16 protein-coding genes, 2 tRNA genes and 1 pseudogene are annotated in these 16,446 nt (G+C 28.6%); 17 read left to right on the top strand and 2 right to left on the bottom strand.

Going from position 1 to position 16,446, the window contains the following annotated elements; genetic code table 11:
- Nucleotide 1: 1 nt before the first annotated feature.
- The 3 genes from NG904_RS00390 (at nucleotide 2) to NG904_RS00380 (ending at nucleotide 2,642) form a co-directional block, all read left to right on the top strand.
- Nucleotides 2-460 (top strand): hypothetical protein, encoded by a 459-nt coding sequence (locus tag NG904_RS00390; RefSeq protein WP_252229041.1) that lies wholly within the window; start codon nucleotides 2-4, stop codon nucleotides 458-460.
- Nucleotides 461-543: 83 nt separating this feature from the next.
- Nucleotides 544-2,214, top strand: a complete 1,671-nt coding sequence (locus NG904_RS00385) for an SWIM zinc finger family protein (RefSeq protein ID WP_252229039.1) — start codon at nucleotides 544-546, stop codon at nucleotides 2,212-2,214.
- Between the two features lie 179 nt (nucleotides 2,215-2,393).
- Nucleotides 2,394-2,642 carry a CPF_0552 family protein gene (locus NG904_RS00380; protein WP_252223934.1) on the top strand — a complete coding sequence of 83 codons (249 nt, stop codon included), beginning with the start codon at nucleotides 2,394-2,396 and terminating at the stop codon, nucleotides 2,640-2,642.
- A 211-nt stretch (nucleotides 2,643-2,853) separates the two neighbouring features.
- On the opposite strand, the gene NG904_RS00375 is transcribed toward NG904_RS00380, so the two are convergent.
- Nucleotides 2,854-3,516, bottom strand: coding sequence for a FusB/FusC family EF-G-binding protein (locus NG904_RS00375; protein ID WP_252229037.1), 663 nt, complete (start codon nucleotides 3,514-3,516; stop codon nucleotides 2,854-2,856).
- 281 nt (nucleotides 3,517-3,797) lie between these two features.
- Entirely contained in the window at nucleotides 3,798-4,076 is a 279-nt protein-coding gene (locus NG904_RS00370) for a CD3324 family protein (protein WP_252229035.1), read from the bottom strand.
- A 1,038-nt stretch (nucleotides 4,077-5,114) separates the two neighbouring features.
- Between NG904_RS00370 and NG904_RS00365 the strand changes: the two genes are divergently transcribed.
- The 14 genes and pseudogenes from NG904_RS00365 to NG904_RS00300 all read left to right on the top strand — a co-directional run bounded on the left by NG904_RS00365 (nucleotide 5,115) and on the right by NG904_RS00300 (nucleotide 15,831).
- Nucleotides 5,115-7,022 (top strand): acyl-CoA dehydrogenase family protein, encoded by a 1,908-nt coding sequence (locus NG904_RS00365; RefSeq protein ID WP_252229033.1) that lies wholly within the window; start codon nucleotides 5,115-5,117, stop codon nucleotides 7,020-7,022.
- A gap of 57 nt (nucleotides 7,023-7,079) precedes the next feature.
- Nucleotides 7,080-8,279, top strand: coding sequence for an FprA family A-type flavoprotein (locus NG904_RS00360; RefSeq protein ID WP_252229031.1), 1,200 nt, complete (start codon nucleotides 7,080-7,082; stop codon nucleotides 8,277-8,279).
- Between the two features lie 154 nt (nucleotides 8,280-8,433).
- Nucleotides 8,434-8,814 carry an SMU1112c/YaeR family gloxylase I-like metalloprotein gene (gloA2, locus tag NG904_RS00355; RefSeq protein ID WP_252229030.1) on the top strand — a complete coding sequence of 127 codons (381 nt, stop codon included), beginning with the start codon at nucleotides 8,434-8,436 and terminating at the stop codon, nucleotides 8,812-8,814.
- 274 nt (nucleotides 8,815-9,088) lie between these two features.
- A tRNA-Arg gene (locus tag NG904_RS00350) sits at nucleotides 9,089-9,165 on the top strand.
- A 3-nt stretch (nucleotides 9,166-9,168) separates the two neighbouring features.
- Nucleotides 9,169-9,244 (top strand) — tRNA-Lys (locus NG904_RS00345).
- An 81-nt stretch (nucleotides 9,245-9,325) separates the two neighbouring features.
- Nucleotides 9,326-9,430, top strand: a pseudogene (locus tag NG904_RS17595) (DUF3888 domain-containing protein); the annotation flags it as partial.
- 101 nt (nucleotides 9,431-9,531) lie between these two features.
- Complete coding sequence (locus tag NG904_RS00340; RefSeq protein ID WP_252229028.1) at nucleotides 9,532-10,107, top strand: cupin domain-containing protein; 576 nt, start codon at nucleotides 9,532-9,534, stop codon at nucleotides 10,105-10,107.
- A gap of 340 nt (nucleotides 10,108-10,447) precedes the next feature.
- Nucleotides 10,448-11,308: a metallophosphoesterase gene (locus tag NG904_RS00335; RefSeq protein WP_252229026.1), complete on the top strand. Its 861-nt coding sequence runs from the start codon at nucleotides 10,448-10,450 to the stop codon at nucleotides 11,306-11,308.
- 309 nt (nucleotides 11,309-11,617) lie between these two features.
- Nucleotides 11,618-11,959, top strand: a complete 342-nt coding sequence (locus tag NG904_RS00330) for a hypothetical protein (protein ID WP_252229024.1) — start codon at nucleotides 11,618-11,620, stop codon at nucleotides 11,957-11,959.
- A 207-nt stretch (nucleotides 11,960-12,166) separates the two neighbouring features.
- Entirely contained in the window at nucleotides 12,167-13,027 is an 861-nt protein-coding gene (locus NG904_RS00325; protein WP_252229022.1) for an ankyrin repeat domain-containing protein, read from the top strand.
- Nucleotides 13,028-13,112: 85 nt separating this feature from the next.
- Nucleotides 13,113-14,150: a hypothetical protein gene (locus NG904_RS00320; RefSeq protein ID WP_252229100.1), complete on the top strand. Its 1,038-nt coding sequence runs from the start codon at nucleotides 13,113-13,115 to the stop codon at nucleotides 14,148-14,150.
- Nucleotides 14,151-14,349: 199 nt separating this feature from the next.
- Nucleotides 14,350-14,685 carry a YnfA family protein gene (locus NG904_RS00310; RefSeq protein WP_252229020.1) on the top strand — a complete coding sequence of 112 codons (336 nt, stop codon included), beginning with the start codon at nucleotides 14,350-14,352 and terminating at the stop codon, nucleotides 14,683-14,685.
- Nucleotides 14,686-14,847: 162 nt separating this feature from the next.
- The gene (locus NG904_RS00305) at nucleotides 14,848-15,099 is read left to right on the top strand and encodes a hypothetical protein (protein WP_252215640.1); all 252 of its coding nucleotides are present in this window, start codon (nucleotides 14,848-14,850) and stop codon (nucleotides 15,097-15,099) included.
- A 300-nt stretch (nucleotides 15,100-15,399) separates the two neighbouring features.
- Nucleotides 15,400-15,831 (top strand): hypothetical protein, encoded by a 432-nt coding sequence (locus NG904_RS00300; protein ID WP_252229019.1) that lies wholly within the window; start codon nucleotides 15,400-15,402, stop codon nucleotides 15,829-15,831.
- Nucleotides 15,832-16,446 lie beyond the last annotated feature (615 nt).

Raw genomic sequence — 16,446 nt, 5'->3', positions numbered from 1 at the left:
GATGCTTATTCCAAAATCAAAATTAGAGACTGTAGAATTAATGAATGAGGAACATTATTTAGGAGATCTATCTTATGATTTAGTATGTGATGAATATAGTTTTAAGAAAAATGAAGAGATTGAGGATCTTAGCTTGTATCCTGCTGAATTTTATGGACTATTTACTAGAAAAATTAGAAAAGTTCCAAGTGAAGTAATAAGAGAATTTATTGTTGATAGAATAATACCATACAATAGAATGAATTTAGATTGTTATTTAGAGTACTATAATTTAGAATATTGGGATGAATGGGAAGTATTTTTAGCAGCAAAGGGAATGTGTTTTTTAGATATCTTTTGGATAAGAAAAGACAAAAATGAAAGTTATAAAAATCATATTAGATTTACTAACTCTGTTAGAGATGATTTACTTACAGAAGAGTACTTTATTAATAAGAAATTTGCGAATATAAAATTTTGAATTATATAAAGTTTGTTAAACATCAGTATCAAAAAGACTGATGTTTTTTTACATAACTACATTTAACTAAAGGGGAAATAGATATGAATATAGAGAATTTTCAAGAGTACATAAACAAGACTATTTTAAGTAGAGGCTATGATTATTATTATGATGATAATATAACAGAATACTATACTGAAGGAGAAAATCAGTATGTTTTTATAATTCAAGGTAGCGATGAGTATGAAGTAGTAGTAAAAATAGATGAGTGTGGAGAGATATTATCTTCAGAGTGTGATTGTTCATATGATTTTGGTCCAATATGTAAGCATGAGGTAGCAGCTTATTTAAAATTAGCTGAAATTTTAGATAATATTAGTAATGATGAAGAATATAGAAAAACAGTTCCAAAGCAAATACCTATAGAGGAAGTATTAAAAGATCTTTCTAAAGAGGAATTGATAAGTATCATATGTAATATAGCTAACAATGATAAAACCTTAAAAAACAGTATCATTGTTAAATATTCAAAATGTGGTGATGCACAACAAATAGATGGAATTAAAAATTTAATAGATTCTATAGTGAGAAAATATACAGGAAGAGAAGGATTTATAACTTATAGAGATGTTAGTATATTTACAAATGAGATGGAAGATTTGTTGGAATTAGTAAGGCGTGAGAAAAATATATTATTAAGTTTAGATATTGCATTTTTATTTTTGCATGAATGTATAGAAGCATTTCAATATGCAGACGATTCTAATGGTGAAATTGGTGATTTAGTAACAGAAACTTTAGATTTAATAGAAGAAATTATAATTAATAGTGATGAGTCAGATATAAGATTAAGAGAGAGCATGCTTAATAAACTATTATTAACAGTTGATAATACAGTATTTGATGGTTGGGAAGATTATAGAGTTGATTTGTTAAAAATATGTGTTGAATTTTCTGATGTTAAGGAATTTAGAAATAAGTTGAAAATTAAAATAGAGGACTTAATTAACAAAAGTTCTAATAAAGATTATATGAAATACACAAATGAAAGTATGCTAGAAATAATTTTTCAAATGTTAGATAAGTATTCTACAAATGAAGAGGTAGAGAATTTTATAAAGAAGAATATTCAGTTTACATATTTCAGAGAAATGCTTATAAATAGATATATGAACGAAGGAAAATATTATAATGCTATAGATGTGGCATTAGATGGAGAAGAACAAGACAAAGTATATATAGGTTTAGTATTAAAATGGAAAGAACTGAGATATATAGCCTATGAGGAATTAGGGCTTAAAAAAGAACAAGAAGCATTGGCTAAAGAATTATTATTTCATGGAGAATTTAAATATTATAAGAAATTAAAAGAATTAACTGAAGAGGATGAAGTGACATTTTATAATAATTTGAAACAAGAGATTAAAAATAATAGAAATCTAAATAGAGGCAATATATATCTTAAACTTATTCTAGAAGAAAATGATTTAGATGAATTAATGGGATTTTTAAAGAGCAATCCTAGTGAAATAGAAGTGTATGCTGATAAATTAATACATAAATTTAAAGATGATGTTATAGAAATTTATAAGAATTTTATAATGTTATCAGCAAGTCATTCATCAAATAGAAAAAATTATCAAGAAGTATGCAAAATAATTAAAAGATATAGAAAAATATCAGGTAAAAACTATAAAGAAGAAATAGTAAATGATTTAGTTAAAATGTATAAAAAAAGACCAGCATTTGTAGATGAGTTGATGAATTTATAATTGCAATTTTATCTAAAGTATTAGTTTATAATATGATTGATTTACATGTTTTGTATAATATTGTAATAAGCATATTTAATATGATAGTATTAATTTAAAGTATAAAGAGGGGGAAGCAGTATAATTATATTTTACTTGGATATAATAATTTAAAACATGAAAACAAGGAGATGTAATTTATGGAAACTATAATTATGGCAGTAACTATTGATCCTAGAAGTGCTCATGCACCAGAAGTACAAACCATTTTAACTAAACATGGATGCATTATAAAAACTAGAGTTGGCCTTCATGAAGTTAGTAAAAATTCTTGTTCTGAGCAAGGATTGATAATTTTACATATTCATTCTAGCTTAGAGGAAATAAAAGTACTTGAAAATGATTTGCTTGAGATTGATGGTGTTAAAGTAAAATATATGACTTTATAATTGAAAAAATAAAACGATTTATAAATTTGCATAGAAATTTTCTTTTAATGAATATTCATTTTTAATTTATATTCATTGATTGGAATATTGAAATAAATGATTTTTGGAAAATAGCCTAAAGTATGATTTAAGGTACTTTAGGCTTAAAAGTCTAGTTTATAATTTATTTCTTTATTCTTCACTTTTACAGAATGTACGTAAGGAGTAGTCATCATTCTTTTATATTGTTAACAGTCTTTAAGATTTTCTCTAGTTTTTCAACAGATATAATTCTTTCATTACACTTATCGCTATCTAAACATATATCAAATCCTATGGATTTATAAGCACCTTTACTAGCGTTATCTGTTTTACATATAGGTGAAACAAAAGCTACTTCATTTTCACGACCTATATGATTGCAAAGGGCGCATATGTGAGTGTTGTTAGAAGCATAATTTTGAAGTCTACATGACATACCTATAAGTTTACCATTCATATTATAAGCTATAAATAATTTTCTAATTGATTCATCAACCCAACCTAAATAAACATTCGTTGAATCATGCTCAGTTAAGTCTGGTACTTTTAATTTCTTTTCTTTTCTAAACAATTTACTAATTTGTGCATTTGTTATATTTGGCATTTCATATACATATTCTTTTAGCTTATTTGAATACTGTTCAATGTATAATGGATCAGTTATTTTACTGATATCAAGTAGCTTTTCTTCTTCCTCAGATAAATCTGTAAAAAGACGTAATATCTTTCCCTGTATATATGCTTTGTTTGTTTCAACGATATTAGGATCTACACAATTTCTGAAAGTATTATTTAAATCGAATAAACATTTTTTTATATAATTATATTCATATCTTTTTATAAAGGCTTTCATAAAATTTAGCACCTCTTTTCTGTTATTTTTATTATTTATTTATTTAAGTAAATAAGGCATTACTTTAAAGTTTATTTTGGCTTAAATAAAAAAGATGATTATTATTACTCCAACTGAAAGTAATAATAATCATCGAAATTTAAAATACATTACATACTCACAATAATTTTACTTAAGAATCATATTTTAAATTAGAAATGATAACTTTCAGTGGATCGCCACAATGAAATCATAACACTATTTAAAATAGGAACTCAATCTAATAAATGATTCTGTAATAATTATGAGCAAATACGCTTTTCTTCACCTATTATTCTTCTTATACTTTTTTCAGACAGATAATATTCTTGAGTTAGTTCGTTAATAGTAGTCCCATTAAGGTATTTTTTATAAATTTCATTATTTCTAAACTTAAGACTACTCTTTATACCACTCTTTTCTCCCCAGGCTTTATGATTTTCATTTTTTCTAGGTACATAAAGATATTTTCCGTCTACATATTCTTGTATTATTTTAACGATTTCCTCTGGTAACACATCGTGTGCTTTTGCATATTTCATTTCTTTACTCCTTAATATTTATCATAGTATTAAAGCAAAGAATACTAAAAAAGCTATGTGTTACAGAACCTAAGATATATGAGCATTTCAGCTAAATTAACAGCTTAGGCTCCATACAAAGCATAGCTTACTTTGTTGTAGTCCTTGCAAGGAGCAAGCTGATTTATAGCTGAATGTATCACAAACATTCATAAAATACACCTCCAATAAGTTAGATTTATTATATCATAGTTAAGTAATAAAATTGAATATATCAATCATTATTGTTCTGAGCAAGGATTGATAATTTTACATATTGATTCTGATTTAGATAAAATAAAAATACTTGAAAATGAGTTACTTGATATTGATGGTGTTAAAGTAAAATATATGACTTTATAATTGTTCTCTATTTAAATTGTACATTAAATTTAATCTAAGATAGATTGTTGAATATAAATTTTATAAGAAGGAAAAACTGAAATTGAGGTGAGAAAAATGGCAAAAAATAAATTTAATAAAAATAGGAATGATAATAAATCATCAGATAGCAATATGGAAACAGGAGAAAAATTGCATAAACCTACAAGAGGTCTTCCTAGAACGGAAAAGTAACAAAAGGATTAGCTCTTTTATGTAAGTTTACCCAATGCAAGCACTGCACTAAATTTATGTTTAGTGTAGTGCTTTTTTAGTATCTAGTTTATAGAGTACATTCATTAATATAAAGAAATTAAGAATGGATATATATGATGAATACTTTGGATTTACTCAAGAAGATATAAATAATAATTATTATTAAAAAATAAAAATAGGGTTGTAATAAATGGTTTTAAGTAATATAATAGATTTATAAAGTAAATATATACATTAAATAAATATATTTCACAATATGTAATAATATACAATATATTATTTAATGGCTTGTAAAAACAAAAAAAGAAGTAAATGAGTTATCTGAGTTTAAGAAATTTTGCTTATAGAAGCTCAAGATTGTGGTTTTACAGATTTTATGGAAGAGGATTTATGATAATGTATTGATTAAAAGGAGGGAAATATATGTTTTTTAAGACTATGGTACAACATGAAAATTTGAGGACAAAAATAAGAGAGTTTGCTGAAGAAGAAGTTAAACCTATTGCATTTATGTTAGATCAGGAAAATAAATTCCCAGAAGAAGCCATTCATAAGTTAGCTGATATGGGAATGATGGGGATTCCATATTCGAAAAAGTATGGAGGAGCAGGTCTGGATGTAATCAGTTATGCAATTGCTGTTGAGGAATTATCAAGAGTGGATGGTGGTACAGGTGTAATTCTTTCTGCTCATACATCTTTGGGTTCATATCCAATTGCTGCCTATGGGACAGAAGAACAAAAAAAGAAATATTTAGTTCCTTTAGCTAAAGGGGAAAAAATTGGTGCTTTCGGTCTCACAGAGGAAAATGCTGGTAGTGATGCTGGAGGTACAGAGACTACTGCTGTCTTAGAAGGTGATTATTATATTTTAAATGGAGAAAAGATATTCATAACTAATGCAGGTAAGGCTGATATTTATGTGGTTTTTGCAATTACTACACCTAATATAGGTATTCGTGGTATCAGTGCATTCATTGTAGAGAAGGGCTGGGAAGGATTTAGTTTTGGTAAACATTACGACAAGATGGGTATTCGCTCTTCTGCTACTGCAGAACTGATTTTCAATGATGTAAAAGTTCCTAAAGAAAATTTGCTTGGTAAAGAGGGCGAAGGCTTTAAGATTGCTATGTCTACATTGGATGGTGGTCGTATCGGTATTGCAGCTCAGGCACTTGGTATTGCACAAGGCGCTTATGAGCATGCATTGGAGTATTCAAAAGAAAGAGTACAATTTGGAAAACCTATCTGTCAGCAACAGGTTATTGCTTTTAAATTGGCGGATATGGCTACAAAGCTTAGAGCAGCCAGATTGCTTGTTTACAGTGCAGCAGAATTGAAAGGAAATCATGAGAGCTATATTATGGAAGCAGCAATGGCTAAACAATACGCTTCTGACGTTTGTCTTGAAATTGTTAATGATGCACTTCAAATATTTGGAGGAAGTGGTTATCTTAAAGGCATGGAAGTTGAACGTGCGTACAGAGATGCTAAGATTTGTACAATATATGAAGGAACCAATGAAATTCAACGTCTTGTTATTTCTTCTCAAATAATAGGTAAAATGCCAAAGGCAGAGCGTCCAGGTAAAGTTTATCAACATGAACCTGAGACAGGTTATCGTAAAAAAATGATTTTCAAGAAAGGAACTCCAGAAGAGAGAGTTAAGGACCTTGTGGAAGCTCTTAAAGCAGAAGGTTATGATTTTACAGTTGGAATTCCTATAGATACTCCTATCAGTAAGGCTGAAAGAGTAGTCAGCGCAGGCTTAGGCATAGGGGAAAAAGAAAATATGAAACTTATAGAAGATTTATCAACACAAGTAGGTGCAGCTATAGGCTCTTCACGTCCAGTAGCTGAAACACTTAAGTATTTACCACTAAATCGTTATGTTGGTATGTCTGGTCAAAAATTCAGGGGAAATCTTTATATTGCTTGCGGTATTTCAGGCGCAGGTCAACATTTAAAAGGCATAAAAGATGCTACGACAATTGTTGCTATAAATATTAATCCTAATGCAAAAATTTTCAAGAATGCAGATTACGGGATTGTTGGAGATTTAAAAGAAATCTTGCCATTACTTACTGCAGCTTTAGATAATGGAGAACCTAAGAAGGAGGCGCCTCCAATGAAAAAGATGAAGAGATCAATTCCAAAGAAGGCTGTTCCAACTTGGAAACATTATGTCTGCAACGGATGTGGGTACGAATATGATCCTAGCGTTGGTGATTCTGAAGGTGAAGTAGTTCCAGGAACACTTTTTGAAAATGTACCTGAAGATTGGACTTGCCCTGCTTGTGGTGAAGAAAAAAATATGTTTATAGAAGTATAATATACACAATTAAGTAAACAGAAAAAAATGTATTTAGTGTAAAGGAGGATTAAATTAATGTATTGTGTTAGAAAAATAACAGAAGATCTTTATTGGGTCGGTGGCAATGATCGTCGCCTTGCTCTTTTTGAAAATATTCATCCAATTTCACGGGGTGTTTCCTATAATTCTTATCTACTTTTAGATGAGAAGACTGTACTCTTTGATACGGTGGATTGGTCAATTTGTCGTCAGTTCCTTGAGAATATTAAAGCGGTTTTAGGCGATAGGCCTTTAGATTATATGGTAATCAATCACGTGGAACCAGATCATGCAGCGTGCATTGAAGAAATTATGCTTCGTTATCCAGATGTAAAGATTGTATGCACAGAAAAAGCTTCTATGTTTATGCGTCAGTTTGGTTTTGATATCGATGGTAAAGTAATAGAAGTCAAAGAAGGAAATAAAATGTCATTTGGAAAACATGACGTTATGTTTGTAGCTGCTCCAATGGTGCATTGGCCAGAAGCTATGGTAACATATGATACAACTAATGGGGCATTATTTTCTGCTGATGCTTTTGGATCTTTTGGAGCTCTGGATGGTAAGCTGTTTAATGACGAGGTTAACTTTGACCGTGATTGGATTGATGAAGCTAGAAGATACTATACAAACATTGTAGGAAAGTATGGTGCTCATGTTCAGGCACTGCTAAAAAAAGCTGGCGGTCTTGAAATAAAAATTATTTGCCCGTTGCATGGACCAGTATGGCGTAATGATTTTGCGTACTTACTAGACAAGTATGATAAGTGGAGTCGTTATGAGCCAGAAGAAAAAGGTGTCATGATTGTTTATGGAACAATGTATGGTAATACAGAGGCTGCTGCTAATGATTTAGCAACAAGACTAGTGGAAAAGGGAATGACAAATGTAGTCATGTATGACGTTTCAAAAACTCACGTTTCACATTTAATTTCTGAGACATTCAAATATAGTCATGTAGTTCTTGCCTGTGTAACATACAATTTAAACATTTATCCTCCTATGTTGAGTTATATAATGGATATGAAAGCATTGAATCTTCAAAAACGTACCTTTGCTCTCATAGAAAATGGATCATGGGCTCCTCAATCTGGTAAGTTGATGCATAAACTTTTGGATGAGATGAAAGAAATGACTATTTTAGATAATGAGATGTCATTGAACTCAGCTATGAAAGAAGATGATACGAATTCCATGGATGATCTTTCTAACAGCATTATCGAGTCAATGAAGTGATTTTAGAAAAAATAAATTGTTAAAATAGTAAAGAAGCTATCTNNAGATAGCTTCTTTACTATTTACATTGTTTATATCTAATCTTTGTTCAAAATGTAGTTGTTATAATAGTATAATATATATACAATGGATAGTAAAAGGAGATGACAAAAACATGAACTTAAATACAATTCACCATATAGCAATAATAGTATCGGATTATGAAAAATCTAAAGATTTTTATGTAAATAAGTTGGGCTTTAATATAATCAGGGAAAATTATAGACCTGATAGAGGTGATTATAAGTTAGATTTAAAGTTTGGAGATTGTGAACTTGAGATATTTGGAATGCATAATAGTCCTAAAAGAGTATCAGGGCCAGAGGCCTGTGGCTTAAGACATTTAGCATTTAAAGTGGAATGCATAGAGGATATAATAAGTGAATTAAATGAAAAAGGAATAGAAACAGAGCCTATAAGAATAGATGAATTTACTAATAAGAAAATGACATTCTTCTCTGATCCAGATGGATTACCATTAGAATTACATGAGTAAAATTTATTATAAAATATATTAAAACATAGCATTATATTAAAATATAATTAAAGTTTATTGATTTTTTTACTGAATTGCTTATGATTAAATATGAAATAAATATCTAAATTTATACTATCTTAGAATATTTATAGTTAAAATGTAAAAATAGTGTTGACAATTTATATTATGTATCCTATAATAAACAAGCAGTCAAGTTGCAAGGGATTTAATTCCTGAATAACTTAAGTATTAAAGTTTAAAACTTGATTATAAGATTAATATTTTAAATTATGCGTTTTTAGCTCAGCTGGATAGAGCAACGCCCTTCTAAGGCGTGGGCCAGGGGTTCGAATCCCTTAAAACGCACCATTTGGTTCACTAGCTCAGTCGGTAGAGCACATGACTTTTAATCATGGTGTCCCGGGTTCGATTCCCGGGTGAGCCACCAAAATATTGTCCAAAGTAGAAATGTAAATTTTTACTTTGGATTTTTTTATTTTGAAAGAGTTAAATATTGTTTAAACAGTACATAAAAACAGGAGCTTTTGGAACAGTAGAAATTAAGAAATTTGAACATGTTAAAAGTTATCCATTACCATGGAATTGGCAACATATAATAAAAAAAGTATATTAAAAGAGTGTCTTTTAATATACGAATTATCTATAGCTAATATAGCACATTTGCAAAACTTAAAACATATGATAATTTTGAACTAATATAAAGGAAGAAACAAGATGAATAATTCTAGAATGTATCCATGGGATTATTATTCAGATACCCCATACCATATATATAATGATAATTGTGATTATAATAATCCTTATTTTAAGGCTGTTCCATATACTACACTTTTTGATGACACAGAGTGTAACTTAAGATTTGATTCCTCACAATTAGAAATGAGCAGTAACCAAATGGTATTGAAAGATTATGGTCCACAACCTTTAGTAATTAATATTGATAAAGCTACCAAGCAAAACAATAATTTTCGTACTGGTTTATGGACAGGGGAACATTTTCAAGTTACTTTGATGAGTATCAATGTTGGTGATGACATTGGTTTAGAGGTTCATCCAAACACTGATCAGTTTATACGTATTGAAGAAGGAGAAGGACTTGTTAAAATGGGAAGAAGCAAAGAAAGATTAGATTTTCAAGCAAATGCCCATGATGACTTTGCAATCATCATACCTGCTGGTATGTGGCACAATATTATAAATACAGGTGATAAACCACTTAAAGTATACGCTATATATGCACCACCTGAACATCCTCATGGTGTAGTTAATGTGACTAAACCAGCTGAATAATTTGCTCAAATAACTATAAAGAATAAAGAAATATAGTCTAACCATGTATCAATTGATATTATAGGTTAGACTTTTTTTATTAAGTAAATATTATTTTTTATATCATCCTACAAAAGTAAGTGCTTATGGTGTAGAAATCTTAACTAGTCCAGTTAATAGTAAAGGTGTTCTTAAAAGATTTAAGTAATTCTATTCTTATAAAACATAGCATAATTTTAATAAGGCATATGAAAATAAATAACTAGCATACTGACTAGTTATTTATTTGAATGTGCATAAAGACAAATAATAAGTTTTAAAGTAATAATCGTAGAGAAAATCTATGTTTTGTGAGGTTAGTATGATTAAAAAGATACCAAGAAAAGTTGTTAAGTTATTAGCTATTATAATGTTTAGTATTGGATTTATATTTTTTTGTATTTGGCAAAATAATAGTATCATGATTTCAAAATATGATTATGTCAATTCTAAGATACCACCTGACTTTAATAATTTTACAATAGCTCATGTTTCTGATTTGCACAATAAAATGTTTGGAAAAAATCAAATTAAGTTATTAAATAAAGTCAAAAGTATTTCTCCAGATATAATTGTTATTACAGGTGATTTAATAGATAGACGTAAATATGATTTAGACACTGCTATAAAGTTTGTTTCAGGTGCCGTAAAAATTGCTCCTGTATATTATGTTTCAGGTAATCATGAAGCTTGGTCTGGAAAATTTCCTTTAATAAAAGAAAAATTGATAGATATGGGTGTTTATATTCTTGATGATAAATCATTTAAACTTTCAAAGGGTAGTAGTTCAATACATTTATTTGGTTTATCTGATCCAGATTTTCTTACATCTAGCTATAGGGATGGTACAGATATAAGTAAAATGGAAGAACAATTAAAAATGTGGTCAACTGATAAAAATTTTAAAATCTTACTTTCTCATAGGCCTGAACTTTTCAATTTGTATGTTCAAAATAATATGGACTTAATTTTTACAGGACATGCACATGGTGGACAACTTAGAATTCCTGGTATAGGGGGATTGATTGCTCCAGATCAAGGAATATTTCCTAATTATACAAGTGGAGGTTACAACAAAGATTTATATACAATGTTTGTAAGCAGAGGACTAGGTAACAGTATTTTCCCAATAAGAATTTTTAATAGACCAGAAATCATTCAAGTAACATTAAAAACACAATAAATAAAATTGGCTATATTTTAAGTGAATGTTGATATTGTAGTATAAAGCTCATGGACAGAGGAATTTACTTTAAGAACTCTAAAATAAAGCTTAGTCCAATTAATGCATGCTCCCACTCAAAGATTGCGGACAAGCAATTAATTGTACAAATCTTCATTAAGAGTTCTAAAAAGCAAATTCCAATGCCAGTTCGCCCTTATATTATAATATCAACACTGTTTTAAAATATGGTCATAAAATAAACACTAGTCATATAATTTTTATATCTTATCATATACATAATAATGATTTATGATGGGAGATGGTGTTGTGAAACAAAAGGTATTTACAAGGGATCTAACAATTATTTTATTTATTGTTTCTATAATTGAATTTTTTATGTTGCTAATTAATATTAAGATACCAACTATGATATTAATAATATCTACTGTATTGCTATTTGATATTACCATATTGGAAGCTATCAAAACACAGGTGTTCAAGAAGTTATTATATCCATTAATTGCAGTTTATTTTCTTGTAGCAATCCCTATTATAAAGGGATTAATATCTAATAATATTTTGTTTATAACCATAGTAATAGCAAGTTTTATTATTACTATGATGTTTTTATATAATGATTTATTAAAATCAAATAAAGGAAAATTCTAAATAAACATGTTATAATTTGATCATATTTGTAAGTAAATATAACCACTATATCATATAAGCTAGGGGGATAAAAATTAATTAAAAGTATTATTTTAAATACTCAATGAGGTTTAGTTCATATTATATAGATTATGATTATTTTAATATAAACTGTTTACAAGGGATGAACTACGAGAAAGTTATAAAATATTTAAAGGAGTTATGTATATGGAAAATGATAATTCTTTACTTTATGCTTGTTGGATAAATGATATTGAGCTTATAAAGGAAAAACTTGTAGATGTAAAACCATCACAGTTAAAGAAAAGTATACAGGAAACTGGCACTGCCCTTCATGTGGCAGCACAAAACCACAACACACAAGCTGTTGATCTTTTATTGGCAGCAGGAGCAGATTTAGAGCAAGGAGATTTTTTAGGAAACAATGCCATGCTTGCTTGCATAGAAAAAGGAAAGTTAGAGATGGCAAGATACCTTATTGAAAAAGGTTCCAATATCAATAGAAAAGGATGTCAAAACAGAAATGCATTAAATCAGTTAATTTGCTATTCATGGAATAAAAGTTTTGCAGAATACCTTTTGAGCAAAGGATGCCTTATAAATGCTAGGGCAAGAGATAAAGAAACTCTACTAGAAAGTGCAGCGAGCTTTAATAATAGAGAGGCGATTTCTTTTTTGCTATCAAATGGTATTGATAGCAGTAGTATGAATAAAGCACTCTGTTGGGCAATTATCTATAATTCTGTTGATGCAGTAAGATGTCTTTTAGAAAATGGTGCGAATTTAGAAGAAATGTACACTAGCTGTAAAGGCATAGAAAGGTCTTTATATCATAATATTTTGGCACTGAATAATCGAGGAAGCCGCATGGACATAATTAAATTATTGTTTAGAGCAGGAGTAGATTTCAAAAAAACTCCTGTACGAACTGTTATACTTGGCTTAGAAAAAACAAAACTCAGTCCATATGACTATGCAAAAGAGAAATTACAAAAATACCCAGAAAGTACATTTATTCAAGAAAATCTTTCCTTTGTAGATAGGTTGGCAACTCAAAATAATATATAAAGAGTATGTGTAGTTTATGGTTTAAAGATTGCTCTAAAAATAACATCAGGTGAATTTATATAATGTACAAGGAGGGATCAATTCAATGAATGATAAAATGGTAAATTATATTAGAATGAAATATAAAGCCGCAAAAAAGAATTTCTCAAAAATAATGGCAGATATCCAGTTAAAATGTGTGAGTACCGTTATCAGCAAAGGTGTATTATATAATGTACTTCCATATGAAAATGAGCTGCATGGATATAAGGTAAAAGGAAAAAAGATTGCTGAGCCAATATGTAAGAATAATTGTTACCGATATTCCTTTGACGAGCAAGGGCGTATTATTCTCGTAGAGGAAATGAGTGAGTTTTTGGGACATTTTCACTATACAACTATGTATTTTTATCACGAGGATAGGGTAAAAACAATGTATTGGGATGCCGATACGCTCTACAATGTTACAGTTTACTTATTAGGGGAGAATGGTCCTACGAAAGTTTATTTTTGTAGTGATAAGAGTGAGGCATACAGAGAATATTATTACGAAAACGCCTGCCTTATGAAGATTGCATCCAAAACAAAACTGGACACAACAGAGATTAGAATTGATTTTAGTTTTTTTTATAAACCTAATGGTATCCTACAAAAAATTATTAGAAGTTGGGACAACGGTGGTACAGAAGTGGTCTACACCACTAATAAAATTAACTATAAAAAGTTGGAACAAAGGCTTTTGAATGAAATGGAAAAAGCTGTTTCAGATTTTACGGAACAAAATGCAGATAAGAAAATTACGTTAATGGCTTTCATGTGCTATCCTGGTCATGGATACCTTTCACTATCTGCTGATACTTGTGATTGTGTGGACAAGGATTCTTCTGCCCATTGGGAGTATGAGGATTTTGCAAGTAGTAACTTGGTAGATATACCATTAGATGATAAAGAAGAAGAAAAGGTGTTGACTACTATTGCAAAGGCTGCAGATGCTCTTACAAAGTTATCTGTCTTTTCAAAACTATCTAAAGCAGACGGATTCTATTGTACTATGTTTAATCACGATGAAGAATATATTGAGCAGACTAATCCCAAATTGAAAAAACTATTGAGAGATAATCCATATTTTAGCCAGGATAGATAAAGGGGATATATCCTATAAGGCAAAATGTAATTGATGGAGTTAAAAATGGAGATCTTTATGTAGCAAAGTATAAAGGAACAATCATTTTATAAAAATGATCTTTGAAAAATAAATAATACAGTATATTAATATGTTATAATTCCTTTGTAAGTTATAATTAACATAATATAAACAAAATAGTTTTACATAGGGGACATACATGGAGATTATAAAATCAATATTTTATTTTATATTAGCTGGAATATTTGAAATTGGTGGTGGATATCTTGTTTGGATATGGTTACGTGATGGAAAAAGTTTTTGGTATGGAATTATTGGAGCAATAGTATTAATTTTATATGGAATAATTCCAACATTGCAACCTTCAAATGCTAATTTCGGTAAGGTATATGCAGCCTATGGAGGCATATTTATTGTTTTATCGATTTTATGGGGATGGAAAATTGATAATGTAACACCAGATAAATTTGATTTAATTGGTGGGGTTATAGCACTTATTGGTGTTATTGTGATAATGTATGCACCTAGAGGGTAAATTTAATATTTAATTATTTTTAGAAGAATGACTATATGGACATTTGGTGCAAAGATTGAATCAGGAATAGATCAAGGTAAACTTAAAGTTAAAGCAAAAGATTCTGTAATTTTAATTGGACTTTAAGTACCAGTAGGATTAACAGATTAAGGGGGAGCAAGATTGGGAGATATAAAACAATGGTCATTTGGATTTAATGAATTAAAATATTTTTTATTTAAAAGAAAAATTTGTAATATATGTGGAACCAAAATGAAAAAAGTAACAAGTAAAAAATATATTGGAATGAAAAAATTTAATGGTATTATTACAGGTCCATCATGTGATAAAGCATATGAAGTTACAGTTTTTTATTATTGTACAAAATGTAATAAAAAATATTCTTTAGAAGAACTAGCAAAATGGAATAAATAATTATCCTAAAAGTATATCTACTATAACTAAAGATATAAATGAGCAGATTGTTTATGAATATAATCAAAAGCTAGAAGAATATTAGCTATAAGAAACTTGAAAATATAATAAAAATGTATAAAATCATATTGAACTATTCAAAATATGAATTGAATTTGTGATATTTTTTTGTTCTCAATCTATTGTTAATATGCAGAACAATTATTCTTCATACTGTCATACATTCATAACAAGGTAAAAGAATATTTTCATATTATTATAATGCAATATTAAAATAGAATTAGTGATAAGAAAGGTGAAATGATGAGAAGAAAATTATTTGGTTTTGGAGGATTTATATTAATTAACATAATGTTATATGTTTATATTTTAAAAGTGTTTTTGCCAGCTTTAAATAATATTGGTGGCTATGAAAATGAGGCAGTAGGTTCCACAAGTTGGCAGGTAATGCAAGCATTAAGCGTAATTGCACCTGCTATTTTGATTTACTTTGTTGCCGTTTATTTGTTTTATTACTTTAAAATTACAGGACTTAATAAATTTGTTTTTCCTATCCTTGTTTTTACATTTTATTTATTATTTATTTTTTTAGGTATTGTCGTATGTGGTGGAGCATTTGGGTGGATAGGATTATTAACATTTATACCAGCTATTATAGTATTGTTGTTATCAGTTTTTTGGGGTTGGGAATATGATAAAAAATATAAAAATCAACAAAAATATAACTTGTAATATTATCACAAACAAAATGTCATAATGCGAAGCTCATCAAATCACAACTATTGAGTTAGTTTACTTCGTTTCATTCTTAAATTATGAAATAATGGAACTCTTGAAAAGGGGTTCCATTATTATATACTATATTATCAACACTATTCATTAACATAGGCTAAAATAAATATCACAGATATTAAAAGAATTGTAAAAGAAGATAACAAACAAAGATATTTCTAAATCAAGTAGAATTATGAGAATGATAAGAGTGGCTTATTATTTAGGGTGATTAATGGGGACTTATCATTGTGATGAAGGTCATACCAAGACAACAATAAGTTAATTAATAATACTAAACATTCTATTTTACCATGATTTAACCTTAACATGAGATGTACAATAAAATATCCTTATAGCTATAACGTTGATTTTGTAGCTATAAGGATGTTTCTATTTTTAACGCTTAATAATGTTATAAAAATAGTTCCTAAGAATGTAACTAGTAATGTTACAAGAAATATTAATGAATTGAAATATTTTTAGAGAAGACAACTTCTTATCTTCTTATATTCATATGTTGATAAAAAGATAACTTCTTTTAATTTTGAATACCAATTTTGATAAAGAATTTAA

Source organism: Clostridium sp. ZBS15 (assembly GCF_023845705.1).
GTDB lineage: Bacteria > Bacillota > Clostridia > Clostridiales > Clostridiaceae > Clostridium > Clostridium aquiflavi.
The sequence above is the reverse complement of the archived record's forward strand: the minus strand, read 5'-3'. Positions and strand labels throughout refer to the sequence as shown.